21 protein-coding genes are annotated in these 23,742 nt (G+C 55.3%); 16 read left to right on the forward strand and 5 right to left on the reverse strand.

Translation table 11 applies throughout. The annotated features are described in order from the left end of the window. Nucleotides 1-26: 26 nt before the first annotated feature. The 7 genes from lepA to acpS all read left to right on the forward strand — a co-directional run bounded on the left by lepA (nt 27) and on the right by acpS (nt 6,608). Nucleotides 27-1,826 carry a translation elongation factor 4 gene (gene lepA / locus Y71_RS06795; protein WP_007370774.1) on the forward strand — a complete coding sequence of 600 codons (1,800 nt, stop codon included), beginning with the start codon at nt 27-29 and terminating at the stop codon, nt 1,824-1,826. A 15-nt stretch (nt 1,827-1,841) separates the two neighbouring features. After that, nucleotides 1,842-2,816, forward strand: a complete 975-nt coding sequence (lepB, locus tag Y71_RS06800; protein WP_007370775.1) for a signal peptidase I — start codon at nt 1,842-1,844, stop codon at nt 2,814-2,816. 211 nt (nt 2,817-3,027) lie between these two features. Continuing rightward, nucleotides 3,028-3,708 (forward strand): ribonuclease III, encoded by a 681-nt coding sequence (gene rnc / locus Y71_RS06805; protein ID WP_007370776.1) that lies wholly within the window; start codon nt 3,028-3,030, stop codon nt 3,706-3,708. Beyond that, nucleotides 3,705-4,616, forward strand: a complete 912-nt coding sequence (gene era, locus Y71_RS06810; protein WP_007370777.1) for a GTPase Era — start codon at nt 3,705-3,707, stop codon at nt 4,614-4,616. Before rnc ends, era begins: the two co-directional genes overlap by 4 nt. 107 nt (nt 4,617-4,723) lie before the next feature. After that, complete coding sequence (gene recO, locus Y71_RS06815) at nt 4,724-5,431, forward strand: DNA repair protein RecO (RefSeq protein ID WP_007370778.1); 708 nt, start codon at nt 4,724-4,726, stop codon at nt 5,429-5,431. A 65-nt stretch (nt 5,432-5,496) separates the two neighbouring features. Further along, nucleotides 5,497-6,228 carry a pyridoxine 5'-phosphate synthase gene (gene pdxJ / locus Y71_RS06820; RefSeq protein WP_007370779.1) on the forward strand — a complete coding sequence of 244 codons (732 nt, stop codon included), beginning with the start codon at nt 5,497-5,499 and terminating at the stop codon, nt 6,226-6,228. Next, nucleotides 6,228-6,608: a holo-ACP synthase gene (gene acpS / locus Y71_RS06825; protein WP_007370780.1), complete on the forward strand. Its 381-nt coding sequence runs from the start codon at nt 6,228-6,230 to the stop codon at nt 6,606-6,608. Before pdxJ ends, acpS begins: the two co-directional genes overlap by 1 nt. On the opposite strand, the gene Y71_RS06830 is transcribed toward acpS, so the two are convergent. Continuing rightward, entirely contained in the window at nt 6,605-6,865 is a 261-nt protein-coding gene (locus tag Y71_RS06830; RefSeq protein WP_007370781.1) for a YfhL family 4Fe-4S dicluster ferredoxin, read from the reverse strand. The genes acpS and Y71_RS06830 overlap by 4 nt on opposite strands. Before the next feature lie 56 nt (nt 6,866-6,921). Further along, complete coding sequence (locus Y71_RS06835) at nt 6,922-7,770, reverse strand: MurR/RpiR family transcriptional regulator (protein ID WP_007370782.1); 849 nt, start codon at nt 7,768-7,770, stop codon at nt 6,922-6,924. Nucleotides 7,771-8,120: 350 nt separating this feature from the next. On the opposite strand from Y71_RS06835, the gene yfhb reads away from it, so the two are divergent. Both yfhb and tadA read left to right on the forward strand, forming a co-directional pair. Then, the gene (gene yfhb / locus Y71_RS06840) at nt 8,121-8,756 is read left to right on the forward strand and encodes a phosphatidylglycerophosphatase C (RefSeq protein ID WP_007370783.1); all 636 of its coding nucleotides are present in this window, start codon (nt 8,121-8,123) and stop codon (nt 8,754-8,756) included. 91 nt (nt 8,757-8,847) lie between these two features. Beyond that, on the forward strand, nt 8,848-9,333 hold the full coding sequence (gene tadA, locus Y71_RS06845; RefSeq protein ID WP_234427138.1) for a tRNA adenosine(34) deaminase TadA: 486 nt from the start codon (nt 8,848-8,850) through the stop codon (nt 9,331-9,333). A gap of 39 nt (nt 9,334-9,372) precedes the next feature. Here the strand turns inward: tadA and mltF are convergent, their stop codons facing one another. After that, nucleotides 9,373-10,932, reverse strand: a complete 1,560-nt coding sequence (gene mltF / locus Y71_RS06850; protein WP_007370785.1) for a membrane-bound lytic murein transglycosylase MltF — start codon at nt 10,930-10,932, stop codon at nt 9,373-9,375. Between the two features lie 268 nt (nt 10,933-11,200). Here mltF and purL point away from each other — a divergent pair, with 268 nt between their 5' ends. From purL to glnB, 5 genes are all read left to right on the forward strand, one after another. After that, on the forward strand, nt 11,201-15,088 hold the full coding sequence (gene purL / locus Y71_RS06860; RefSeq protein WP_035942120.1) for a phosphoribosylformylglycinamidine synthase: 3,888 nt from the start codon (nt 11,201-11,203) through the stop codon (nt 15,086-15,088). 534 nt (nt 15,089-15,622) lie between these two features. Further along, a complete protein-coding gene (gene qseE, locus Y71_RS06865) occupies nt 15,623-17,056 on the forward strand; it encodes a two component system sensor histidine kinase QseE/GlrK (protein WP_007370788.1) in 1,434 nt (477 codons plus the stop codon). Further along, nucleotides 17,056-17,793 carry a two-component system QseEF-associated lipoprotein QseG gene (gene qseG, locus Y71_RS06870; RefSeq protein WP_007370789.1) on the forward strand — a complete coding sequence of 246 codons (738 nt, stop codon included), beginning with the start codon at nt 17,056-17,058 and terminating at the stop codon, nt 17,791-17,793. The genes qseE and qseG overlap by 1 nt, the downstream gene beginning before the upstream one ends. Next, on the forward strand, nt 17,790-19,127 hold the full coding sequence (gene glrR, locus Y71_RS06875; RefSeq protein WP_007370790.1) for a two-component system response regulator GlrR: 1,338 nt from the start codon (nt 17,790-17,792) through the stop codon (nt 19,125-19,127). Before qseG ends, glrR begins: the two co-directional genes overlap by 4 nt. Before the next feature lie 74 nt (nt 19,128-19,201). Then, nucleotides 19,202-19,540 carry a nitrogen regulatory protein P-II gene (gene glnB / locus Y71_RS06880; protein ID WP_002438074.1) on the forward strand — a complete coding sequence of 113 codons (339 nt, stop codon included), beginning with the start codon at nt 19,202-19,204 and terminating at the stop codon, nt 19,538-19,540. A 37-nt stretch (nt 19,541-19,577) separates the two neighbouring features. Here glnB and hmpA read toward each other — a convergent pair whose 3' ends face one another. Continuing rightward, entirely contained in the window at nt 19,578-20,762 is a 1,185-nt protein-coding gene (gene hmpA, locus Y71_RS06885; RefSeq protein WP_007370791.1) for an NO-inducible flavohemoprotein, read from the reverse strand. Nucleotides 20,763-21,074: 312 nt separating this feature from the next. Between hmpA and glyA the strand changes: the two genes are divergently transcribed. Continuing rightward, the gene (gene glyA / locus Y71_RS06890; RefSeq protein ID WP_007370793.1) at nt 21,075-22,328 is read left to right on the forward strand and encodes a serine hydroxymethyltransferase; all 1,254 of its coding nucleotides are present in this window, start codon (nt 21,075-21,077) and stop codon (nt 22,326-22,328) included. Between the two features lie 70 nt (nt 22,329-22,398). On the opposite strand, the gene Y71_RS06895 is transcribed toward glyA, so the two are convergent. Further along, nucleotides 22,399-23,295, reverse strand: coding sequence for a nickel/cobalt efflux protein RcnA (locus Y71_RS06895; RefSeq protein ID WP_007370794.1), 897 nt, complete (start codon nt 23,293-23,295; stop codon nt 22,399-22,401). Nucleotides 23,296-23,437: 142 nt separating this feature from the next. On the opposite strand from Y71_RS06895, the gene rcnR reads away from it, so the two are divergent. Continuing rightward, nucleotides 23,438-23,710, forward strand: a complete 273-nt coding sequence (gene rcnR, locus Y71_RS06900) for a Ni(II)/Co(II)-binding transcriptional repressor RcnR (protein WP_007370795.1) — start codon at nt 23,438-23,440, stop codon at nt 23,708-23,710. The last annotated feature ends 32 nt before the right edge of the window (nt 23,711-23,742 follow it).

A 23,742-nucleotide genomic window follows, 5' to 3' on the forward strand; every position in this document is an offset into this window, starting at 1 on the left:
ACTCGTAAGGCATAAAATCTCACTCTATGAAGAATATTCGTAACTTTTCGATCATCGCTCACATCGACCACGGTAAGTCGACGCTGTCTGACCGTATCATCCAGATTTGCGGTGGTCTTTCCGATCGCGAAATGGAAGCCCAGGTTCTTGATTCGATGGATCTTGAGCGCGAGCGCGGCATTACTATCAAAGCGCAAAGCGTGACGCTGGATTACAAAGCTAACAATGGCGAAATCTACCAGCTCAACTTTATCGATACCCCGGGTCACGTTGACTTCTCCTATGAGGTTTCCCGCTCGCTGGCTGCCTGTGAAGGGGCACTGCTGGTAGTGGATGCCGGGCAGGGCGTGGAAGCGCAGACGCTGGCGAACTGCTATACCGCCATTGAAATGGATCTCGAAGTGGTGCCGGTACTGAACAAGATCGACCTGCCGGCTGCCGATCCTGAACGTGTTGCGGAAGAGATTGAAGACATCGTCGGCATCGACGCTACCGATGCGGTGCGCTGCTCGGCGAAAACTGGCGTCGGTGTACCGGACGTTCTGGAACGCCTGGTACGCGACATTCCGCCGCCGGAAGGCGATCCGGATGCGCCATTGCAGGCGCTGATCATCGACTCCTGGTTCGATAACTACCTCGGCGTGGTTTCCCTGGTGCGTATCAAAAACGGCACCATGCGCAAAGGCGACAAAATTAAGGTGATGAGCACCGGGCAGGTCTACAACGCTGACCGCCTCGGTATTTTCACGCCGAAACAAATTGACCGTAACGGACTGAAATGCGGCGAAGTAGGCTGGCTGGTCTGCGCAATTAAAGACATTCTCGGCGCGCCGGTCGGCGATACCCTGACCACAGCCCGTAACCCGGCAGACAAAGCGCTACCAGGCTTTAAAAAGGTGAAACCGCAGGTTTATGCGGGTCTGTTCCCGGTCAGTTCCGACGATTATGAAAACTTCCGTGACGCGCTCGGTAAGCTGAGCCTGAACGATGCTTCGCTGTTCTATGAGCCGGAAAGTTCCACTGCGCTGGGCTTTGGCTTCCGCTGCGGCTTCCTCGGTCTGCTGCACATGGAGATCATTCAGGAACGTCTGGAGCGTGAATACGATCTGGATCTGATCACCACGGCGCCGACCGTAGTCTACGAAGTGCTGACCACCAACAAAGAAGTGGTTTACGTCGACAGCCCTTCCAAGCTGCCGCCGCTGAACAATATCGACGAACTGCGCGAGCCGATCGCCGAATGTCATATGCTGCTACCGCAGGAATACCTGGGCAACGTCATTACCCTGTGCGTCGAAAAACGCGGCGTACAGACCAACATGGTTTACCACGGTAACCAGGTGGCGCTGACCTATGAAATTCCGATGGCGGAAGTCGTGCTGGACTTCTTCGATCGTCTGAAGTCGACCTCACGCGGTTATGCGTCGCTGGACTACAACTTCAAACGTTTCCAGGCTTCAAACATGGTACGTGTGGACGTGCTGATTAACGGCGAGCGTGTTGATGCGCTGGCGCTGATCACCCACAACGATAACGCGCCGTACCGTGGCCGCGAGCTGGTGGAGAAGATGAAAGAGCTGATCCCGCGCCAGCAGTTTGATATCGCGATTCAGGCGGCGATTGGCAACCACATTATTGCCCGCTCAACCGTGAAACAGCTGCGTAAAAACGTACTGGCAAAATGCTATGGCGGTGACGTCAGCCGTAAGAAAAAGCTGCTGCAGAAACAGAAAGAAGGTAAGAAACGTATGAAGCAGGTCGGTAACGTCGAACTGCCGCAGGAAGCGTTCCTTGCCATTCTGCACGTAGGCAAAGAGAGCAAATAACCTAAAGGAGTTGGCATGGCGAACATGTTTGCCCTGATACTGGTGATCGCGACGCTGGTGACGGGAATTTTATGGTGCCTTGATAAGTTTATTTTTGCACCGAAACGCCGGGAACGTCAGGCCGCCGCGCAGGCTGCGACAGGTGATGCGCTGGATGCGAAAACGCTGAAGAAAATCGGCCCGAAACCGGGCTGGCTGGAAACGGGCGCTTCTGTATTCCCGGTGCTGGCGATTGTTCTGGTCGTGCGTTCGTTTATTTACGAACCGTTCCAGATCCCGTCAGGTTCGATGATGCCGACGTTGCTGATTGGCGATTTTATTCTGGTGGAGAAATTTGCCTATGGCATTAAAGATCCGATCTACCAGAAAACGCTGATCGAAACCGGTCATCCGAAACGCGGCGATATTGCTGTATTTAAATACCCGGACGATCCGCGTCTTGACTACATCAAGCGTGTAGTTGGCCTTCCGGGCGATAAAGTCACGTACGATCCGGTGAGCAAACAGGTTACCGTGCAGCCGAATTGTAGCTCTGGCCAGGCATGCGGCAGCGCGCTGCCGATCACTTACAGCAATGTGGAAGAGAGCGATTTTGTGCAGACTTTCGGCCGTCGTACCGGCGGTGAAGCGAGCAGCGGTTTCTACCAGATGCCGAAAGGGCAGAGTATGGACGACGGCGTGCGTCTGGCCGAACGTAAAGAGACGCTGGGTGATGTGACGCACCGCATTCTGACCGTGCCTATTGCGCAGGATCAACTGGGGATCTACTATCGCCAGTCGAACCAGCCGCTGGCTACGTGGGTTGTGCCGCCGGGTCACTACTTCATGATGGGCGACAACCGTGACAACAGCGCGGACAGCCGTTACTGGGGCTTTGTACCGGAGCAAAATCTGGTGGGCCGGGCCACGGCAATCTGGATGAGCTTCGAGAAACAAGAAGGTGAATGGCCGACAGGCATACGCCTGAATCGTATCGGCGGAATTCATTAATTAGCCGGGGCGCAATCATTACGCTTGCGCCCCGAATTATTTCCAAGATTATTCCCATCTGACTAACGACAACCCCGGTCGTTGCGTATAGAATATTCCCCCGAAGTTAGGACTGGTTCCCACAAGAGCCACGGCACACGAAACCGCGTTGGTTTGTTTTCAGGTCGGTTTCGTGTGCTGCATTGTTGACGCATTTATTTATTGGTATCGCATGAATCCCATCGTAATTAATCGGCTTCAGCGGAAGCTGGGCTACACTTTTCAACATCAGGATCTGTTGCAGCAGGCATTAACCCACCGCAGCGCCAGTAGCAAACATAATGAGCGTCTCGAATTTCTCGGCGACTCTATTTTAAGTTTTGTGATTGCAAATGCGCTTTATCATCGTTTCCCGCGCGTGGATGAAGGTGATATGAGCCGTATGCGTGCGACGCTGGTGCGCGGAAATACGCTGGCGGAAATCGCCCGCGAATTTGAACTGGGTGAATGTCTGCGTTTAGGGCCGGGTGAATTGAAAAGCGGCGGTTTTCGCCGTGAATCTATTCTGGCGGACACCGTTGAGGCATTAATTGGCGGAGTATTTCTCGATAGCAATATCCAGACCGTCGAACAATTAATCCTGAGCTGGTATCAGACGCGTCTGGACGAAATCAGTCCTGGCGATAAACAAAAAGATCCGAAAACGCGCCTGCAGGAGTTTTTGCAGGGTCGCCATCTGCCGCTGCCTTCCTATCTGGTAGTGCAGGTGCGTGGCGAAGCGCACGATCAGGAATTTACTATCCACTGCCAGGTCAGCGGCCTGAGTGAACCGGTGGTTGGCACGGGTTCCAGCCGTCGCAAGGCGGAACAAGCTGCCGCCGAACAGGCGCTGAAAAAACTGGAGTTGGAATGAGCACTGAAACTGAAAAAAGCTACTGCGGGTTTATCGCTATCGTTGGGCGTCCTAACGTCGGCAAATCCACTCTTCTGAACAAGCTGCTTGGGCAGAAGATTTCGATCACTTCCCGCAAAGCGCAGACCACGCGTCACCGTATCGTCGGCATCCATACCGAAGGGGAATATCAGGCGATCTACGTCGATACCCCCGGGCTGCATATGGAAGAGAAACGCGCCATTAACCGCCTGATGAACAAAGCGGCCAGCAGTTCTATCGGTGATGTTGAGCTGGTGATTTTTGTTGTCGAAGGCACCAAATGGACGCCGGACGACGAAATGGTGCTCAACAAACTGCGTGACAGTAAAGTGCCGGTGATCCTCGCGGTCAACAAAGTTGACAACGTGCAGGAAAAAGCGGATCTGCTGCCGCACCTGCAATTCCTGGCAAGCCAGATGAATTTCCTCGATATCGTGCCGCTCTCTGCGGAAACCGGCACCAACGTCGATACCATCGCCAGCATCGTGCGTAAGCATCTGCCGGAAGCGATTCATCACTTCCCGGAAGATTACGTGACCGATCGTTCCCAGCGCTTTATGGCTTCTGAGATCATCCGTGAAAAACTGATGCGTTTCCTCGGCGCCGAGTTACCTTACTCGGTAACCGTGGAGATCGAACAGTTCGTCACCAATGAACGCGGCGGTTACGACATCAACGGGTTGATCCTGGTTGAGCGCGAAGGGCAGAAGAAGATGGTGATTGGTAACAAAGGTTCCAAAATTAAGACCATCGGTATCGAAGCCCGTAAAGATATGGAAGAGATGTTCGAAGCCAAAGTTCACCTCGAACTGTGGGTGAAAGTGAAATCCGGCTGGGCCGATGACGAGCGCGCCCTGCGCAGTCTCGGTTATGTAGACGATCTCTAAGCGTGCCATCTCGATGAATTTCGGGTTGCAGGCAGGCGGCCAGGCCGTAAGTCTTGAAGTCAGCGGCTGGCTTGCGCATCTGCAACCTGAACGCCGGACATAACATCATGGAAGGCTGGCAGCGCGCATTTGTTCTGCATAGTCGCCCCTGGAGCGAAACCAGCCTGATGCTGGACGTCTTCACGGAAGAGTCAGGCCGTGTGCGCCTTGTCGCCAAAGGTGCACGTTCGAAACGCTCCAGTCTGAAAGGCGCTTTGCAGCCTTTTACCCCTCTGCTGGTTCGCTTTAGCGGGCGCGGTGAAGTTAAAACCCTGCGCAGCGCAGAAGCGGTATCACTGGCGCTGCCGCTGAGCGGTATCACGCTCTACAGCGGTCTCTACGTCAACGAACTCATCTCCAGAGTGCTGGAGCACGAGACGCGCTTCTCAGAACTCTTTTTTGATTATCTGCACTGTATCCAGGCGCTTGCTGGCGCAACCGGCACGCCGGAACCTGTCCTGCGCCGCTTTGAGCTGGCGCTGCTCGGCCATCTCGGTTATGGCGTGGATTTTCTCCACTGCGCGGGCAGCGGCGAGCCGGTGGAAGATGCAATGACCTACCGCTACCGTGAAGAGAAGGGCTTTATCGCCAGCGTGGTGATCGATAACAGCACTTTTACCGGGCGACATCTGCGCGCGCTGGCGGAGCGGGAGTTTCCGGATGCTGACACCCTGCGCGCGGCAAAGCGCTTTACCCGCATTGCGTTAAAGCCGTATCTTGGTGGCAAACCGCTGAAAAGCCGCGAGCTATTCCGGCAGTTTGTTCCCAAACAATAGCGGAAAAATTACAGGCCAGGCGGGGCGAAGACCGCGCCGGAACCCATAAAAATACGAGGATTGTCATGGCTGAATTACTGTTAGGCGTCAATATTGATCACATTGCCACACTGCGTAATGCGCGCGGGACCGCATACCCGGATCCGGTACAGGCGGCGTTTATTGCCGAGCAGGCGGGTGCTGATGGCATCACCGTGCATCTGCGTGAGGATCGCCGTCACATTACCGACCGCGACGTGCGCATTTTGCGCCAGACCCTGCACACGCGTATGAATCTGGAAATGGCGGTCACCGAAGAGATGCTGGCGATCGCCTGTGAAACTAAACCGCACTTCTGCTGCCTGGTGCCGGAAAAACGCCAGGAAGTCACCACTGAAGGCGGGCTGGACGTTGCCGGTCAGAGCGAGAAAATGCGTGATGCCTGCCAGCGCCTGGCGGCTGCGGGTATCCTTGTTTCGCTGTTTATCGATGCTGATGATGAACAGATCAAAGCCGCCGCTGAGGTTGGCGCGCCCTATATTGAGATCCACACCGGCTGCTATGCCGATGCCAAAACCGATGCGGAACAGGCAAAAGAACTTGAACGCATTGCCAAAGCGGCAACCTATGCTGCGAGCCTGGGGCTGAAAGTGAATGCTGGTCACGGTTTGACGTACCACAATGTGAAAGCGATTGCTGCACTGCCGGAGATGCACGAGCTGAATATCGGCCATGCGATTATCGGCCGCGCGGTAATGAGCGGTCTGAAAGAGGCGGTGGCCGAAATGAAACGCCTGATGCTGGAAGCGCGCGGCTAATGGCGATTCTGGGAATTGGTACGGATATCGTTGAGATAGCCCGCATCGAAGCGGTGATCGCCCGTAGCGGCGATCGCCTTGCCAGACGGGTGCTGAGCGCGAATGAGTGGGAAATCTATCAGGCGCATCAGCAGCCGGTTCGCTTCCTGGCAAAACGCTTTGCTGTGAAAGAAGCAGCAGCGAAAGCATTGGGCACGGGGATCCGCAACGGGCTGGCATTTAATCAGTTCGAAGTCTTTAATGACGAACTGGGCAAACCGAGCCTGCGTTTATGGGAAGAGGCGCAGCGTATGGCGGAAAGAATGGGTGTACGCAGTATGCACGTGACGCTGGCGGATGAGCGCCACTACGCTTGCGCGACGGTGATTATCGAGAACTAGATTTTATCGGCGTGGTGCATCAGGACAAACTTGTCCCACAGTTGTTCTTCGCTTTCCACATGCGCGGGATCTTTGAGGATCGTATTGGGGATCGGGCACACTTTCTGGCAGGTCGGGGTTTCATAGTGTCCGACACACTCAGTACAACGGTCGCTGTTAATTTCATAAATGCTGTCGCCCATCGAAATCGCCTCGTTCGGGCATTCCGGTTCGCACATATCGCAATTGATGCATTTTTTGGTAATTAACAGCGCCATCAGGAAAATCTCAGAAACATCACGAACAGGGCGGGCATTATACGATCATTCCCTGTTCAAACCAGTTTTTTTACCAGCTCCTCGCTGTGGCGAATACGCTCCGGCGCATGCTCCAGATCCTGCTGCACCAGCGCCATAAACAGTAAATCCGTCAGCATCATTTGCGCGCTGGTGGAGGAGATCGCCGCGCTGCGCGTCGCCTGCTCTTCGGCAATGGTATAGAGGCAATGCGTCGCGCGTTGTTGCAGCGCGTTAGGCGTAAAACCGGTAATCGCCAGAACTTTACCGCCCACGCGCAGCGTCTCATCTACGGCCATATTGATCTCCCGCCGTTCACCGGTATAGGAAACTGGCAGCAGTAGATCGCCTGGCTCCATGGCCTGTACGGTCGCCAGCAGGGCGTGCATATCCTGCTCGACGACGGCGTTAATGCCGATTTTCATCAGCTTCCAGCCGAAGTTGCGTGCAACCAGCCCGGATGCGCCAATCCCCGTCAGGATAATGCGCCGCGCGTCGCGCAGCAGGCGTACACTTTCCAGCAGCTTCTCTTCGCTGTTGACATCCAGCGAGGCATGCATGGCGCTTTGATACTCATTGATCAGCTTTTCCCCAACGACCCGCAGCGGATCGTCGCCGCGAATTTTGTTATGTACCGGAATCGAGTAGGGGTTCGGATTGCTGGCCAGCGCTTCGCTGATCGCCAGCTTCATCGCCGGGAAACCTTTAAAATCCATCTTCTGCGCGAATTTCACCACGCTCGACTGGCTGACGCCCGCTTCAGCGGCCAGTTGTTGTGAGCTTAAATGGCGTGCGCGATCAGGGTTTTCCAGCAGAAATTCCGCCAGTTTTTTATCGCTCTGCGCCAGGCCAGGGTAACGCTGGCGAATGCGGATCAAACAGTTCATAACGTCTCCGGGAGGTATCATCAGCCGCTGTGGCCGCACCAGGCTAAGCGGGCGAAAGAATTTAATATTCCATTAATAGCATATAATTATGAATTAAAAATTCTATTGATACAAAATATCAATGACCAGCTTTTGACCAGGATCAGGCCGATCACAGCGCGTGGATGAGATATCGTCATTGTGGCTGTGGGTTATGGTTGTGTGCTGGCAGTGCGGAGCACAACAGCATCTGCTTATTATCAGAGGCGGCCGTTACCGGAAATGTGAGGTTCTATCTGTTAGGCTATGAAAGAGTGATCGCCATAACCGGAGGCTGGCGGTCAGGGATAAACCAGGCAGAGGGATAACATTTGGCTACCACTGAGCGCCGCGTCGTTTTTTTTGACCTTGATGGCACACTGCATCAGCAGGATATGTTCGGGACATTTCTGCGCTATTTACTGCGCCATCACCCGCTTAATGCCTTACTGGTATTGCCGCTGTTGCCGGTGATTATCGGCGGATTATTGATCAGAGGGCGTGCCGCGCGCTGGCCGATGAGCTTGCTGCTGTGGGGATGCACGTTTGGTCACAGCGAGCGCCATTTGCTGGCGCTCCAGCAGAAATTTGTCACCTGGTTTCGCGGGCACGTAACGGCATTTCCGGTTGTCCAGGCAAGGCTGACCAACTACCTTGCGGCAGCCGATGCGGATATCTGGCTGATTACCGGTTCGCCGCAGCCGCTGGTGGAGCAGGTCTATTTTGATACCCCCTGGCTGCCGCGCGTGAATCTGATTGCCAGCCAAATCAAACGGCGTAACGGCGGCTGGGTGTTAACAATGCGCTGCCTTGGCCATGAAAAGGTTGCGCAGTTAGAGCGTAAAATCGGCACGCCGCTGCGCCTGTACAGCGGCTACAGCGATAGCAAGCAGGATAACCCGCTACTCTATTTCTGCCAGCACCGCTGGCGCGTTACGCCGCGCGGTGAGCTGCAACAACTGGAGTAGTGCCTGACCGGGGCGCTGTGTATAATGCGCCCCGCCTGAATCACTGGAGTACTTCCCTTTGTCCAACCCTGAACTGAATCACGAGTACTGGATGCGCTATGCGCTGACGCTGGCAAAGCGAGCCTGGGATGAGGGCGAAGTCCCCGTTGGCGCGGTACTGGTTTATAACGACCAGGTGATCGGCGAAGGCTGGAACCGGCCGATTGGCCGCCACGATCCGACCGCCCATGCTGAAATCATGGCGCTACGCCAGGGCGGGCTGGTGCTGCAAAATTATCGTCTGATCGATACTACGTTATATGTCACGCTGGAGCCGTGCGTGATGTGCGCCGGTGCCATGGTGCATAGCCGCATCGGGCGGCTGGTGTTTGGCGCGCGCGATGCCAAAACGGGCGCAGCGGGATCGCTGTTGGATGTGCTGCATCATCCGGGTATGAATCACCGGATTGAAATGGAAGAGGGTGTGTTGCGCGACGAGTGTGCGGCTATGCTGAGCGACTTTTTCCGCCAGCGCCGGATAGAGAAAAAAGCGCTGAAGAAATCGCCGCCGGACTCGCCAAATCTCCAGGCCGGATAAGGCGAAGCTGCCGTCCGGCAATTCACGCCGACCGAAAAACTAGCGATTGACTTTAAGCGGATTTTTTACCAGCGCTTCGGGCACCAGTAACGGGTTACGCGGGAAGGCATCGTTGGCCGTCAGCGCGCTGAAGGGCATCACGCCGTAATCCGGGCGATTAAGTTCATCTGTCGAAACTGCCGGATAACTCTGCGCCAGTTGCAGGGCTTTGGCGGCTACTTTCTCTTTTTCCAGCAGATAACCCACCAGGCTAATTTCGTACTTACGAATATTTTCCACATAAGCATAAGCTTCATGACCACGGGCGTAACCGTAAGTCAGCTTACTGTAATAAGGTTTCTGGCTCAGCAGCGGCAGCCGCTGTTTGACGTCGGCCCAGCTATCGGGATTGCCTTTGGTTTTCGCCGTCAGCGCGCGGGCATCAAGCATATGCGCGTAACCCATATTGTAGGCCGCCAGCGCAAACCAGATTTTCTCATCCTGCGGCACGCTATCCGGCACTTTGCTCATCATATCCAGCAGATAACGGGCGCCGCCGCTGATGCTTTGTTCAGCATCGGTACGATCGCTTAAGCCAAGGCTCTGCGCCGTGTTTTTGGTCAGCATCATCAGGCCGCGCACGCCGGTGGGCGAGGTGGCCTGCGAATCCCAGTGCGACTCCTGGTAAGAAATGGCCGCCAGCAACCGCCAGTCGATCTCCTGCGCGTATTTTTCAAAGATCGGCTGAAGATCGGGCAATACGCTGTCCACTGCGCGCAGGAAAGTGCGCGTATCCACATAGTCAAAATCGTCGCCGTGGCCGAGGTATTTCTCTTCCAGCCGGGCGAGCGTGCCGTCTTCATTCATATTGTTGAAGAAGTCGAGCATCGCCGCTGACAGCGTATTATCGTCGTCACGCTTGCTGAACCAGGTCACCGGCTGTTCATCGGTGATATCCAGCGCGACGGCCAGTTCCGGATGAACGCGCTGGAACAGGCTGATTGCCACTGAATCGGCCACGGTATAACTCAGTTTGCCCTCGACAACCTGTTCTAACAGCGCTGTCGTGCCCAGTTTTTCGTCCACTTTCCAGCTTAAATCCGGGTACTTTTTCTCTTTAAGTTCGCGCAGATCATCCAGCGCAACGTGGCCGGGGGCGATGGTTAATTGATCGGCGGTGATCGATTGCAGAGAGCGCGGACGATAGCTGCCTACCCGATAAACCAGTTGCTGCGAAACCGAGTAGTAGACCGGACCGGTCTGGTAGTTCTTGATTCGTTCGCTGTTATAGACAAGGCCAGCAGCAAGCATATCGGCGTCATCATTATCGAGATCGTCGAAAAGCTGGCTGATGTTCTGCCGTACGGTCACTTTCAGTTTGACGCCGAGGTAATCGGCAAAATGCTGTGCCAGATCGTAATCCAGCCCGGAGGTTTTCCCGTCAATGACGGCATAGCTCAGCGGACTGGAAAGCGTACTGATGCGCAATTCCCCGCGTGCTTTGATCGCCGCGATGCGATTGTCGGCTTTACCGAACCAGGGAATGGAAGGCCACAGGGCCGCTGCCAGCAGCAGGGTGACAATGCCGATGAGCAGATAATTAATCTTAAATTTTTTCAATTAGTTAATTCTCTGCGCAGTGCTTTGCTTCAGAATATTTTTTACCGTGGTAACAACAGGGTTTGTCGGTGATTGAGCGGCATTTTGCGCAACAAAACGCCAGTTGGCAACTAATTAGAGCAGTCGGCGACAGCTATTGTTAAAAAATCAGACGTGGTTTATTTCGACGCAAACGGTTTCGTCGCCGCGCACTATTCTCTATAATGACGCCCGTTTTCCCCCTGGTGCACACTTAAAGCGTCCCTGACGCTTCGAAGACGAGAGACTTATGATGGAAATTCTGCGTGGTTCGCCTGCATTGTCCGCTTTCCGTATCAACAAACTGCTGGCGCGTTTTCAGGCGGCCAACCTCCCGGTCAGTAATATTTATGCCGAGTATGCCCACTTTGCCGATCTGAATGAGAGCCTTACTGACGAAGAGTACGCACGGCTCCAGCGCCTGCTGAAATACGGCCCGAGCCTTGGCAGCCATACGCCGACCGGAAAATTACTGCTCGTCACGCCTCGTCCTGGCACCATCTCTCCCTGGTCTTCCAAAGCGACCGATATCGCCCACAACTGCGGACTGAATAAAATCAATCGCCTTGAGCGCGGCGTGGCGTATTACGTTGACGCGGCGGGTCTGAGCGATGCCCAGTGGAATGAGGTCGCCGCCGAACTGCATGACCGCATGATGGAGAGTGTGTTCACCTCGCAGGCGGACGCTGCGCGTCTGTTTGAGCACCATCAACCGGCACCGGTGCAGAGCGTTGATCTGCTTGGCGAAGGCCGCCAGGCGCTGATCGACGCGAACCTGCGTCTTGGCCTGGCGCTGGCGGAAGACGAAATCGATTATCTGCAGGATGCGTTCACCCGTCTGGGGCGTAACCCGAACGACATCGAGCTCTATATGTTTGCCCAGGCGAACTCCGAGCACTGCCGCCACAAAATTTTCAACGCCGACTGGGTGATTGATGGCAAGCAGCAGCCGAAGTCGCTGTTCAAAATGATTAAAAACACCTTCGAGCAAACGCCGGACTTCGTGCTGTCAGCCTACAAAGACAACGCGGCGGTCATGGAAGGTTCGGAAGTGGGGCGCTTCTTCGCCGATCGCGGGGAAGGCCGTTACGATTTCCATCAGGAACCGGCACATATCCTGATGAAAGTGGAAACCCATAACCACCCGACGGCGATTTCACCGTGGCCAGGGGCGGCGACCGGTTCCGGCGGCGAAATCCGCGATGAAGGTGCGACCGGTCGCGGCGCGAAACCGAAAGCCGGGCTGGTGGGCTTCTCCGTTTCCAATCTGCGCATCCCGGGCTTTGAACAGCCGTGGGAAGAGGATTTTGGTAAGCCAGAGCGTATCGTTACTGCGCTGGATATTATGACCGACGGCCCGCTGGGCGGCGCAGCGTTCAATAACGAATTTGGTCGTCCGGCGCTGAATGGTTACTTCCGTACCTATGAAGAGAAAGTAAACAGCCACAACGGCGAAGAGCTGCGCGGCTACCACAAACCGATCATGCTGGCGGGCGGGATCGGTAACATCCGCGCGGATCACGTACAGAAAGGCGAGATCACCGTTGGCGCGAAACTGATCGTGCTGGGTGGCCCGGCGATGAACATCGGTCTCGGCGGCGGCGCGGCGTCTTCTATGGCCTCCGGCCAGTCTGATGCGGATCTCGATTTTGCTTCCGTACAGCGTGACAACCCGGAGATGGAGCGTCGTTGCCAGGAAGTGATCGACCGCTGCTGGCAGCTGGGCGATGCCAACCCGATCCTCTTTATTCACGACGTGGGCGCGGGCGGTCTGTCGAACGCCATGCCGGAGCTGGTGAGCGATGGCGGACGCGGCGGTCGTTTCGAGCTGCGTGATATCCTCAGTGATGAGCCGGGCATGAGCCCGCTGGAAATCTGGTGTAACGAATCGCAGGAGCGCTATGTGCTGGCAGTTGCCGCCGATCAACTGGCGCTGTTTGACGAGCTTTGCCGCCGCGAACGCGCGCCGTACGCGGTAATCGGTGAAGCCACCGAAGCGCAGCACCTGACGCTGAATGACAAGCACTTTAACAACCAGCCGATCGACATGCCGCTGGATGTGCTGCTGGGTAAAACGCCGAAAATGACGCGTGACGTAGAAACCCGTCAGGCGACCGGCGATGCCTTCAATACGCAAAGCATCTCTGTGGCTGATGCGGTAAACCGCGTGCTGCATCTGCCGACCGTGGCGGAAAAAACCTTCCTCGTCACCATTGGCGACCGTACGGTGACCGGTATGGTTTCCCGCGATCAGATGGTTGGCCCGTGGCAGGTGCCGGTCGCTAACTGCGCGGTCACCACCGCCAGTCTTGACAGCTACTACGGCGAAGCGATGGCGCTGGGCGAACGTGCGCCGGTTGCGCTACTCGACTTTGCTGCTTCCGCTCGCCTGGCGGTGGGTGAAGCATTAACCAATATTGCGGCGACGCAGATTGGCGATATTAAACGTATCAAACTCTCCGCCAACTGGATGGCGGCAGCCGGTCACCCGGGTGAAGACGCGGGCCTGTATGCGGCGGTAAAAGCCGTTGGTGAAGAGCTTTGCCCGGCGCTGGGGCTGACCATTCCGGTGGGTAAAGACTCCATGTCGATGAAAACCCGCTGGCAGGAAGGCAGCGAGCAGCGCGAGATGACCTCGCCGTTGTCGCTGGTGATCACTGCCTTTGCCCGCGTGGAAGACGTGCGCCACACGGTGACGCCGCAGCTTTCAACGGAAGATAACGCCTTGCTGCTGATCGATCTCGGCAACGGCAACAACGCGCTGGGCGCGACGGCGCTGGCGCAGGTTTACCGTCAACTGGGCGACAAACCTGCGGATGTGCGTAACGTTGAGCAATTAAAAGGCTTCTATGATGCGATTCAGGCGCTGGTGGCCGATCGGAAACTGCTGGCTTATCACGACCGTTCCGATGGCGGTTTGCTGGTCACGCTGGCTGAAATGGCCTTTACCGGCCACTGCGGCGTGAATGCTGACATTGCGGCGCTGGGCAGCGATCGTCTGGCGGCGCTGTTTAACGAAGAGCTGGGCGCGGTGATTCAGGTACGTGCCGCCGATCGTGAGGCGGTGGAAAGCGTACTGTCGGCCTACGGTCTGGGTGACAATGTTCATTATCTCGGCCGCGCCGTTTCCGGTGACCGCTTTGTTATCGAGGCGAACGGCCAGCCGGTGTTCAGCGAAAGCCGAACCACGCTGCGTATGTGGTGGGCAGAAACCACCTGGCAGATGCAGCGCCTGCGCGACAACCCGGAATGTGCGGATCAGGAGCATGACGCGAAAGCGAATGACGCCGATCCGGGCCTGAACGTAAAACTGTCGTTCGATATCAATGCCGATATCGCTGCGCCGTTTATTGCCACCGGCGCGCGTCCGAAAGTGGCGGTGCTGCGTGAGCAGGGCGTTAACTCCCATGTGGAGATGGCGGCCGCTTTCCACCGTGCCGGGTTTGATGCTATCGACGTGCATATGAGCGATCTGCTGGCCGGGCGCAGTGGACTGGAAAACTTCCACGCGCTGGTAGCGTGCGGTGGCTTCTCTTACGGTGACGTATTGGGCGCGGGCGAAGGCTGGGCGAAGTCGATTCTGTTCAACGACCGCGTACGCGATGAGTTTGAAACCTTCTTCCATCGTCCACAGACGCTGGCGCTGGGCGTATGTAACGGATGCCAGATGATGTCTAACCTGCGTGAGCTGATCCCGGGTAGCGAACTGTGGCCGCGCTTTGTGCGTAACCACTCCGATCGCTTTGAAGCGCGCTTCAGCCTGGTTGAAGTGACGCAAAGCCCGTCGCTGCTGCTGGCTGGCATGGTTGGTTCACAAATGCCGATCGCGGTTTCTCACGGTGAAGGTCGTGTCGAAGTGCGTGACGCGGCGCATCTGGCTCAGCTTGAGAGCAAAGGGCTGGTGGCGCTGCGTTATGTCGATAACTTCGGCAAAGTGACGGAAACCTACCCGGCTAACCCGAACGGTTCGCCGAACGGTATTACGGCGGTAACCAGCGAAAGTGGTCGCGTAACCATCATGATGCCGCACCCGGAGCGCGTGTTCCGTACAGTCTCCAACTCCTGGCACCCGGAAAACTGGGGCGAGGACAGCCCGTGGATGCGCATCTTCCGCAACGCCCGTAAACAACTGGGTTAATCGGCTGTTGCAGACAAGCCCTCTTCCTTCGGGAAGGGGGCTTTTTTTTGCCCGCTCAACTGTCGGTATTTCCCGACAACAGATATTCCTTACTGTCTCTAAAAGGAGACATTTAATCTATTGATTATTAATAAGTTATTTTTGGTGATGAATGGGTGTTGCTAATTAGCGACAGGTTGGTGAAATGATAAACATTTTTGTTTTACCGGCAGGTGATAAAAATTCATTAATAATCAATATATTAAAATAATGATTTATACATTGGCATAATACATGCATAATAACAGGCAGTGGCTCATTCACCTTCTTATGTCAGCCCCTTCGGGACGCGCTACATAAACTCAGAATGACGCACTTAAAGGTGCCTGCCGTCCAACTGCTGATCATTGCGTAGCTTTATCAGATATCGGGCGAAACGTCGAGTTAGGCACCGCCTAATTTTTAAACAGAGCCGGGTTAAAGCCCGGCTTTGTTGTTTCTGGCATTTACTAAATCAGTTAGCATTCCGGTATCTTTTTCTGTGAGAGTACTGCATTGAAACGCTGGCCTGTTTTTCCCCGCTCGCTGCGCCAACTGGTCATGATGGCGTTCCTGCTGATTTTATTACCGCTGCTGGTTCTGGCCTGGCAGGCGTGGCAAAGCCTGAACGCGCTTAGCGCGCAGGCGCTGCAAACCAACCGCACCACGCTGATTGATGCACGTCGTAGCGAAGCGATGACCAATGCGGCGCTCGAAATGGAGCGCAGCTATCGCCAGTATTGCGTGCTGGATGATGCAACGCTGGCGCGGGTTTACCAGAATCAGCGTAAACGCTACAGCGAAATGCTTGATGCGCATGCTGGCGTGCTGCCGGATGACAAACTCTACCAGGCGTTACGTCAGGATCTCAGCGATCTTGCCCAGTTGCAGTGTAAAAACAGCGGCCCGTCGGCAGCGGCTTCCGCGCAGCTTGAAGCCTTTGCCGCCGCCAATACGGATATGGTGCAATCCACCCGCGCAGTGGTGTTCTCGCGCGGGCAGCAACTGCAACTGGAGATCGCTGAACGAGGGCAATTTTTCGGCTGGCAGGCGCTGGTGCTGTTCCTGGTAAGCCTTGGCCTGGTGCTGCTGTTTACCCGCATGATCATCGGCCCGGTGAAGGGAATCGAACGCATGATCAACCGGCTGGGAGAAGGGCGATCTCTGGGCCATTCCGTGGTGTTTAAAGGGCCGCGTGAACTGCGTTATGTGGGCGAACGCATTATCTGGCTCAGCGAAAGGCTGGCCTGGCTGGAATCCCAGCGTCATCAATTTTTACGCCATCTCTCCCATGAACTTAAAACGCCGCTCGCCAGCATGCGCGAAGGGACGGAACTGCTTGCTGATGAAGTGGTTGGGCCGCTGACGGCAGAGCAGAAAGAGGTGGTGGAGATCCTCGATGCCAGCAGTCGCAATCTGCAAAAGCTGATTGAACAACTGCTCGATTACAACCGCAAACTGGCGGATGGCGCGGTCGAACTGGAACAGGTGGAGCTGGAACCGTTGATTGATATGGTGATCTCCGCTCACAGTTTGCCAGCGCGAGCTAAAATGATGCATACCGAGATCGCGCTGGATGCGGCAAGCTGCCTGGCCGAACCGATGCTGTTGATGAGCGTGCTGGATAATCTTTACTCCAACGCGGTGCACTATGGTGCTGAATCCGGTACCATTTATCTGCGCAGTTTTACAGCCGGTAACCGGCTTTGTATTGAGGTGGCAAATACCGGTACGCCGATCCCTGAAAGCGAACGAGAGATGATTTTTGAACCTTTCTTCCAGGGAAGCCACCAAAGGAAAGGGGCGGTGAAAGGAAGCGGGTTAGGGTTAAGTATCGCCAGAGATTGCCTCCGCCGTATGCAGGGTGAACTGCAGCTGGTGGCGGACGGCAAAGCCGATGTCTGTTTCCGTATTGAGTTACCGCTTAATACGCCGGAAAAATCCATTTAATGAATCTATATCTGGTGAGTATGTCGCATCTCTTTTCCCGCGTGGTTAACGCGGTTACACAGCAAAACGTCTGGCTTCGTGCGCTTCCCTGTCTGTTACTGGCGGGCTGCGTGGCGCAGAAGCCGCAAAGCGCTATTCATGACGACCAGGAAGTGAGACTCCCCGATCATCAACTGGCGGATTTTCTGGCAACGGACTGTGAGGATATCTGGTCGTTATCGGGACCGGACGTTGACAATAACCCACTCTACTGGCTGCGCAGTATGGATTGCGCCCAGCGTTTAGCGCCAGCGGCAGCGCGTGCAGAAGCGCGTTCATGGTCTGATGAAAGCTGGCAGGCCACTTTCCGGCGCGGTATTTTGCTCTCCAGCGCGAAGATTTCGCCGCTGGAACGTCGGGAGTATAACGACAAGCTGGATGCCTTAAGCCCGGTTATCCCGGCGCAGGTTCGTCCGATCTTCCAGCTCTGGCGCGACGGCGAAGCCTCGAAATTGCAGCTCGCCGATGAGAGCAGCCGCTACGGTAAACTTCAGCAATCCACCGACAGCGAGCTGGACAGCCTGCGACAGCAACAACAGTTCCTGCGCGAGCAACTGGAAACGACCACGCGCAAACTGGAAACTCTCACTGATATTGAGCGCCGCCTTTCCACGCGTAGCAAACCTGCTGCTACCGATCTGCCCGATAATGTTCACACGCCGAAAACGGATGCGACTCAGGAGGATGTGAAACCATGACCAGCCGTAAACCTGCCCACTTGTTGTTAGTGGATGACGATCCTGGATTGCTGAAACTGCTGGGGTTGCGCCTCACCAGCGAAGGCTACAGCGTTGTCACCGCAGAAAGCGGACAGGAAGGGTTGCGCATTCTCGCGAGGGAAAAGGTCGATCTGGTGATCAGCGATTTGCGCATGGATGAGATGGATGGCATGCAGCTTTTTGCTGAAATCCAGCGTGTGCAGCCGGGAATGCCGGTGATTATCCTGACGGCGCACGGTTCGATCCCTGATGCCGTGGCCGCCACCCAGCAGGGCGTTTTCAGTTTCCTGACCAAGCCGGTGGATAAAGATGCGCTGTATAAAGCCATCGATGATGCGCTGGAACATAGCGGTTCCGCCAGCGACGATCGGTGGCACGAAACCATTGTCACCCGCAGCCCGCTAATGTTGCGTCTGCTTGAGCAGGCGCGTATGGTGGCGCAATCGGATGTGAGCGTGCTGATTAACGGCCAGAGCGGAACCGGCAAAGAGGTGCTGGCGCAGGCGATCCACAATGCCAGCCCGCGTAGCAAAAGCGCGTTTATCGCCATTAACTGTGGCGCGCTGCCGGAGCAGTTGCTGGAGTCAGAGCTGTTTGGTCACGCGCGCGGCGCGTTCACTGGCGCGGTCAGCAGCCGTGAAGGTCTGTTCCAGGCCGCAGAGGGCGGTACGCTGTTTCTTGATGAGATTGGCGATATGCCGATCCCGTTACAGGTCAAGCTGTTACGTGTGTTGCAGGAGCGCAAAGTGCGTCCGCTCGGCAGCAACCGCGATATTGATATTAATGTACGCATTATTTCGGCGACGCACCGTGATTTGCCGAAAGCGATGGCGCGCGGTGAATTCCGCGAAGATCTCTACTATCGCCTGAATGTGGTAAGCCTCAAGCTGCCAGCGCTGGCCGAGCGTGCGGAAGATATTCCTCTACTGGCTAATCACCTGCTGCGCCAGGCAGCGGATCGGCATAAACCCTTTGTGCGCGCCTTTTCTACCGATGCGATGAAGCGCTTAATGACCGCCTCCTGGCCTGGTAACGTGCGCCAGTTGGTGAACGTGATTGAGCAATGCGTGGCGCTGACCTCATCGCCGGTGATCAGCGACGCGCTAGTCGAGCAGGCGCTGGAAGGTGAAAACACCGCGCTGCCGACCTTTGTTGAAGCGCGCAACCAGTTTGAACTCAACTACCTGCGCAAGCTGCTGCAAATCACCAAAGGTAATGTGACACATGCTGCCCGTATGGCGGGGCGCAACCGCACCGAATTCTACAAATTGCTCTCCCGGCATGAGCTGGACGCCAATGACTTTAAAGAGTAATGGCGAAATGATTATGCTACTGTGAGCAACCGATTACGATGCAGCAGACTGGTAAGAGCGTGTAAGGAAAGACCATGAAAAAAATTGATGCGATTATTAAACCTTTCAAACTGGATGATGTGCGCGAAGCGCTGGCGGAAGTCGGCATCACCGGGATGACAGTGACCGAAGTGAAAGGTTTTGGTCGTCAGAAAGGGCACACCGAACTTTATCGCGGCGCCGAGTATATGGTGGACTTTCTGCCAAAAGTGAAAATTGAAATCGTGGTGACTGACGATATCGTTGATACCTGTGTGGATACCATTATCCGCACGGCGCAAACTGGCAAAATCGGTGACGGTAAAATCTTTGTCTTTGACGTGGCGCGCGTGGTGCGCATCCGTACTGGCGAAGAAGACGACGCCGCGATTTGATGTTTCTCCCTCACCCCATGGGGTGAGGGAAACTTACTTACAACACCTTATGCGGGCCAAAGCATTCGTAGTGAATCTTCTCTTTGGCAATGCCGAGCGCCACAAGCTGTTGGGCGGCAAACTGCATAAACCCGACCGGGCCGCACAGATAAAATTGCATCTCCGGATCGCTAAATTTCCCTTCCAGCGCGCTTAAATCCATTAATCCTTCACTGTGAAAACGACCGCAATCGGCCGCCTGCGGCTGCTGATACCAGACATGCTGGTAGAAACCGTTGAGTGAAGCGCCAAGCTGGCTGACTTCATCAGCAAAAGCATGAACCTGACCATCAAGCGCGGCGTGGAACCAGTTAACCTGCGCACGATGCTGCGTTTTGGCCAGGTGATCCAGCATTGCCAGCATCGGTGTCTGGCCGACACCGGCAGAAATCAGCGTTACTGGCGTAGTGGCCGGAATAGCCATAAAGAAATCCCCGGCAGGCGCGGCCAGATGAACGATATCGCCCGGTTTGGCTTCGTCGTGCAGCCATTCGGAAACCTGACCGCCTGCTTCGCGTTTCACGGCGATGCGGTACGTTTTGCCATTCGGCTGGCGGGTCAGCGAATACTGACGAATCTCCTGGTGGGCAAAACCTTCCGGCTTCAGCCAGATGCCGAGATATTGCCCCGGCTGATAATCCGCAACCGGCAGACCATCGACAGGTTCAAATTCAAAACTGGTGATCAATGCGCTCTGCGAAATTTTCTCACGCAGACGGAAAGCGCGAGTGCCTTGCCAGCCGCCGGTTTTTTCGGCGTGCTCGCTGTAGATTTGCGCTTCGCGATTGATAAAGACGCCCGCCAGCACGCCGTAGGCTTTTCCCCAGGCATCCAGTACTTCCTGGCCCGGGCTGAACATCTCATCCAGCGTTGCCAGCAGATGCGCGCCAACGATGTTGTACTGCTCTGGCTGGATCTGGAAGCTGGTGTGTTTCTGGGCGATTTTTTCCACCGCAGGCAGCAGGGCGGCGAGATTATCAATATTGCTGGCATATGCGGCAATGGCATTAAACAGCGCTTCACGCTGATCGCCGTTGCGCTGGTTGCTCATATTGAAGATCTCTTTCAGCTCCGGATTATGTGTAAACATACGGTCATAAAAATGGGCGGTCAGTTTCGGGCCGGTCGCGGCCAGCAGGGGAAGGGTGGCTTTTACCGTTGCGATGGTTTGGGCGTCGAGCATGGGGACTTCCTTTTGGTTAATCTTTAAAGTTGTATTTTAAATGCATCTTATAGCGCGGCGCACTGGCTTGTAAAGAGCCGACAATGTAAAGGGATTTGAACGTGAATAACTTGCATCACAAACCTGAAAAGAAATCCGTTTTCTCGCCGGATGGCGTTATCGCTCAAACCCTTGTCTGGTGCGGAGCCAAACGTTTGCGTAAAAACCTTTGTCAAGACCTGTTATCGGGTTATTAATCAGTTATACTGTGAGCCGTTCCCCAAATTGGGCCTTCGAAAAGAGTTGTTTTGTTAGCTGAGTCAGGAGATGCGGATGTTAAAGCGTGAAATGAACATTGCCGATTATGATGCCGAATTGTGGCAGGCTATGGAGCAAGAAAAAGTACGTCAGGAAGAGCACATTGAACTAATCGCCTCCGAAAACTACACCAGCCCGCGTGTGATGCAGGCTCAGGGTTCTCAGCTGACGAACAAATATGCTGAAGGCTATCCAGGCAAGCGCTACTACGGCGGTTGCGAATATGTGGATATCGTTGAGCAACTGGCTATCGATCGTGCAAAAGAGCTGTTTGGCGCCGATTACGCTAACGTGCAGCCGCACTCCGGTTCGCAGGCGAACTTCGCGGTTTACACCTCTCTGCTGGAGCCGGGCGACACCGTGCTGGGTATGAACCTGGCGCACGGCGGCCACCTGACTCACGGCTCTCCGGTGAACTTCTCCGGCAAGCTGTACAACATCGTACCTTACGGCATCGATGAAACTGGCCATATCGATTACAACGATCTGAATGAACAAGCGCAGAAGCACAAACCGAAAATGATCATCGGCGGCTTCTCTGCTTACTCCGGCGTGGTTGACTGGGCGAAAATGCGTGAAATTGCCGACAGCATCGGCGCTTACCTGTTCGTCGATATGGCGCACGTTGCTGGCCTGGTCGCCGCAGGCGTTTATCCGAACCCGGTTCCTCATGCACACGTTGTGACTACCACCACGCACAAAACCCTGGCGGGTCCGCGCGGCGGCCTGATCCTGGCGAAAGGCGGTAGCGAAGAGCTGTACAAAAAACTGAACTCCGCCGTCTTCCCTGGCGGCCAGGGCGGCCCGCTGATGCACGTGATCGCCGGTAAAGCGGTGGCGCTGAAAGAAGCGATGGAGCCAGAGTTCAAAGCCTACCAGCAGCAGGTCGCGAAAAACGCCAAAGCGATGGTTGAAGTGTTCCTGAGCCGCGGTTACAAAGTGGTTTCCGGCGGTACGGACAACCACCTGTTCCTGCTGGATCTGGTAGACAAAAATCTGACCGGTAAAGAAGCAGACGCTGCACTGGGTCGTGCGAACATCACCGTTAACAAAAACAGCGTGCCGAACGATCCGAAGAGCCCGTTCGTTACTTCCGGTATCCGTATCGGCAGCCCGGCAGTCACTCGTCGCGGCTTCAAAGAAGCGGAAGTGAAAGAGCTGGCTGGCTGGATGTGTGACGTGCTGGACAGCATCAATGACGAAGCGGTTATTGAGCGCACCAAACAGAAAGTGCTGGATATCTGCGCACGCTTCCCGGTTTACGCGTAAGCATTAGATCTGAAAGCAAAAAGGCCGCATTGAGCGGCCTTTTTTACGCCTGTCGCCTGGCAAATGCGCATTACTGTAAGCTGGCGTAACCGTGAATGCCCATATACATTCCGACCAGCGCGATCAGCGCGCTGGAGAAGTAAGGGGCTTTACGGGCGATCGTATTGAAGCCGGACCAGCGTTTTGCCGCCTGCTGTACGCTAAAAGCTGCACCGACGCCGACTGCGACCAGCGTCAGCGCAAGGCCGATACTGAAACAGATTACCAGCGTGGCGCCCAGCGTCAGCGCTTTGAGCTGAATACAGATCAGCAGAATGGTGATCGCCGCCGGGCAGGGGATCAGCCCGCCGGTCAGACCAAACAGCAGGATCTGCCCATTGGTCACTTCCGTCCCGTTAAAGCGACGCTCAATATCCCTGGCATGCGCCCGTTCGTGCGCATCCTGATACTCCTCTTCTTTCACCACCTTACGCACCGACAGAATGGCCGGCTGCGCCAGACTGACGGCCTGAACAGGCTGGAAGATCAGCCCGCGGCTGTGATGCGAATGCTCATGATCATGGTGGTGATCGTGAGAATGATGGTGGTGATGATCGTGGTCGTTGTGATGATCATTTTTCCAGGCGTGCTCACCCTGCCAGGTGCGTAAAAACATCCATGCTGCGGTACCGATGATGATGACCGCAGAAACCATTTGCAGCCAGGGCTCCACAGATTGCGCCGTGAACTTGCCGCTGAGATACATGCCGCCCAGCGCAATCAGCCAGACGACAACCGTATGCGACAGCGTGGCTGCCAGCCCCAGCATCACCGCCTGTTTGACGGTGCCTTTGATAGCGATGATAAAGGCTGCCATCATCGTCTTTGAGTGGCCCGGTTCCAGGCCGTGCAACGCACCAAGCAGTATCGCGCTGGGGATAAAAAACCAGGCATTCCCTTGCTGAAAAAGAGTGGTGAAGTCGTTCATGAGAATAATTCTCGATAACATTTTGTGCGCTTTAATCTACTCCCCCCCAGTAAAAAATACTATCCCCCAGTAGAAATAAACTCCCCCCCAGTTAATGCATGGTATGCTGATATCCGTTACGCATGAATGAGTAGAGGGCTGTATGTCGCATACCATCAGGGATAAACGAAAGCTGAAAGCGCGGGCCAGCAAAATTGAAGGGCAGGTAGCGGCGCTGAAAAAAATGCTCGACGAGCCCCATGAATGCTCGCAAGTCTTGCAGCAAATCGCCGCCATTCGTGGCGCAGTAAACGGCTTGATGCGCGAAGTGATCAAGGGGCATTTGACGGATCACATTGTCCATGAAAACGATGAAATCAAGCGCGAGGCCGATCTCGATGTCGTGCTCAGCGTACTCGATTCCTATATCCGTTAATAAGTTGCGCGAGCGCGCGTGTTATCTGATTG

The organism is Kosakonia radicincitans DSM 16656 (assembly GCF_000280495.2).
Taxonomy (GTDB): domain Bacteria; phylum Pseudomonadota; class Gammaproteobacteria; order Enterobacterales; family Enterobacteriaceae; genus Kosakonia; species Kosakonia radicincitans.

Excerpts from the sequence above, each read along its gene's own strand:
- lepA (WP_007370774.1), top strand. The coding sequence starts at position 27 with ATGAAGAATATTCGTAACTTTTCGATCATCGCTCACATCGACCACGGT.
- lepB (WP_007370775.1), top strand. The coding sequence starts at position 1,842 with ATGGCGAACATGTTTGCCCTGATACTGGTGATCGCGACGCTGGTGACG.
- rnc (WP_007370776.1), top strand. The coding sequence starts at position 3,028 with ATGAATCCCATCGTAATTAATCGGCTTCAGCGGAAGCTGGGCTACACT.
- era (WP_007370777.1), top strand. The coding sequence starts at position 3,705 with ATGAGCACTGAAACTGAAAAAAGCTACTGCGGGTTTATCGCTATCGTT.
- recO (WP_007370778.1), top strand. The coding sequence starts at position 4,724 with ATGGAAGGCTGGCAGCGCGCATTTGTTCTGCATAGTCGCCCCTGGAGC.
- pdxJ (WP_007370779.1), top strand. The coding sequence starts at position 5,497 with ATGGCTGAATTACTGTTAGGCGTCAATATTGATCACATTGCCACACTG.
- acpS (WP_007370780.1), top strand. The coding sequence starts at position 6,228 with ATGGCGATTCTGGGAATTGGTACGGATATCGTTGAGATAGCCCGCATC.
- Y71_RS06830 (WP_007370781.1), bottom strand. The coding sequence starts at position 6,865 with ATGGCGCTGTTAATTACCAAAAAATGCATCAATTGCGATATGTGCGAA.
- Y71_RS06835 (WP_007370782.1), bottom strand. The coding sequence starts at position 7,770 with ATGAACTGTTTGATCCGCATTCGCCAGCGTTACCCTGGCCTGGCGCAG.
- tadA (WP_234427138.1), top strand. The coding sequence starts at position 8,848 with ATGCGCTATGCGCTGACGCTGGCAAAGCGAGCCTGGGATGAGGGCGAA.
- purL (WP_035942120.1), top strand. The coding sequence starts at position 11,201 with ATGATGGAAATTCTGCGTGGTTCGCCTGCATTGTCCGCTTTCCGTATC.
- qseG (WP_007370789.1), top strand. The coding sequence starts at position 17,056 with ATGAATCTATATCTGGTGAGTATGTCGCATCTCTTTTCCCGCGTGGTT.
- glrR (WP_007370790.1), top strand. The coding sequence starts at position 17,790 with ATGACCAGCCGTAAACCTGCCCACTTGTTGTTAGTGGATGACGATCCT.
- glnB (WP_002438074.1), top strand. The coding sequence starts at position 19,202 with ATGAAAAAAATTGATGCGATTATTAAACCTTTCAAACTGGATGATGTG.
- hmpA (WP_007370791.1), bottom strand. The coding sequence starts at position 20,762 with ATGCTCGACGCCCAAACCATCGCAACGGTAAAAGCCACCCTTCCCCTG.
- glyA (WP_007370793.1), top strand. The coding sequence starts at position 21,075 with ATGTTAAAGCGTGAAATGAACATTGCCGATTATGATGCCGAATTGTGG.
- Y71_RS06895 (WP_007370794.1), bottom strand. The coding sequence starts at position 23,295 with ATGAACGACTTCACCACTCTTTTTCAGCAAGGGAATGCCTGGTTTTTT.
- rcnR (WP_007370795.1), top strand. The coding sequence starts at position 23,438 with ATGTCGCATACCATCAGGGATAAACGAAAGCTGAAAGCGCGGGCCAGC.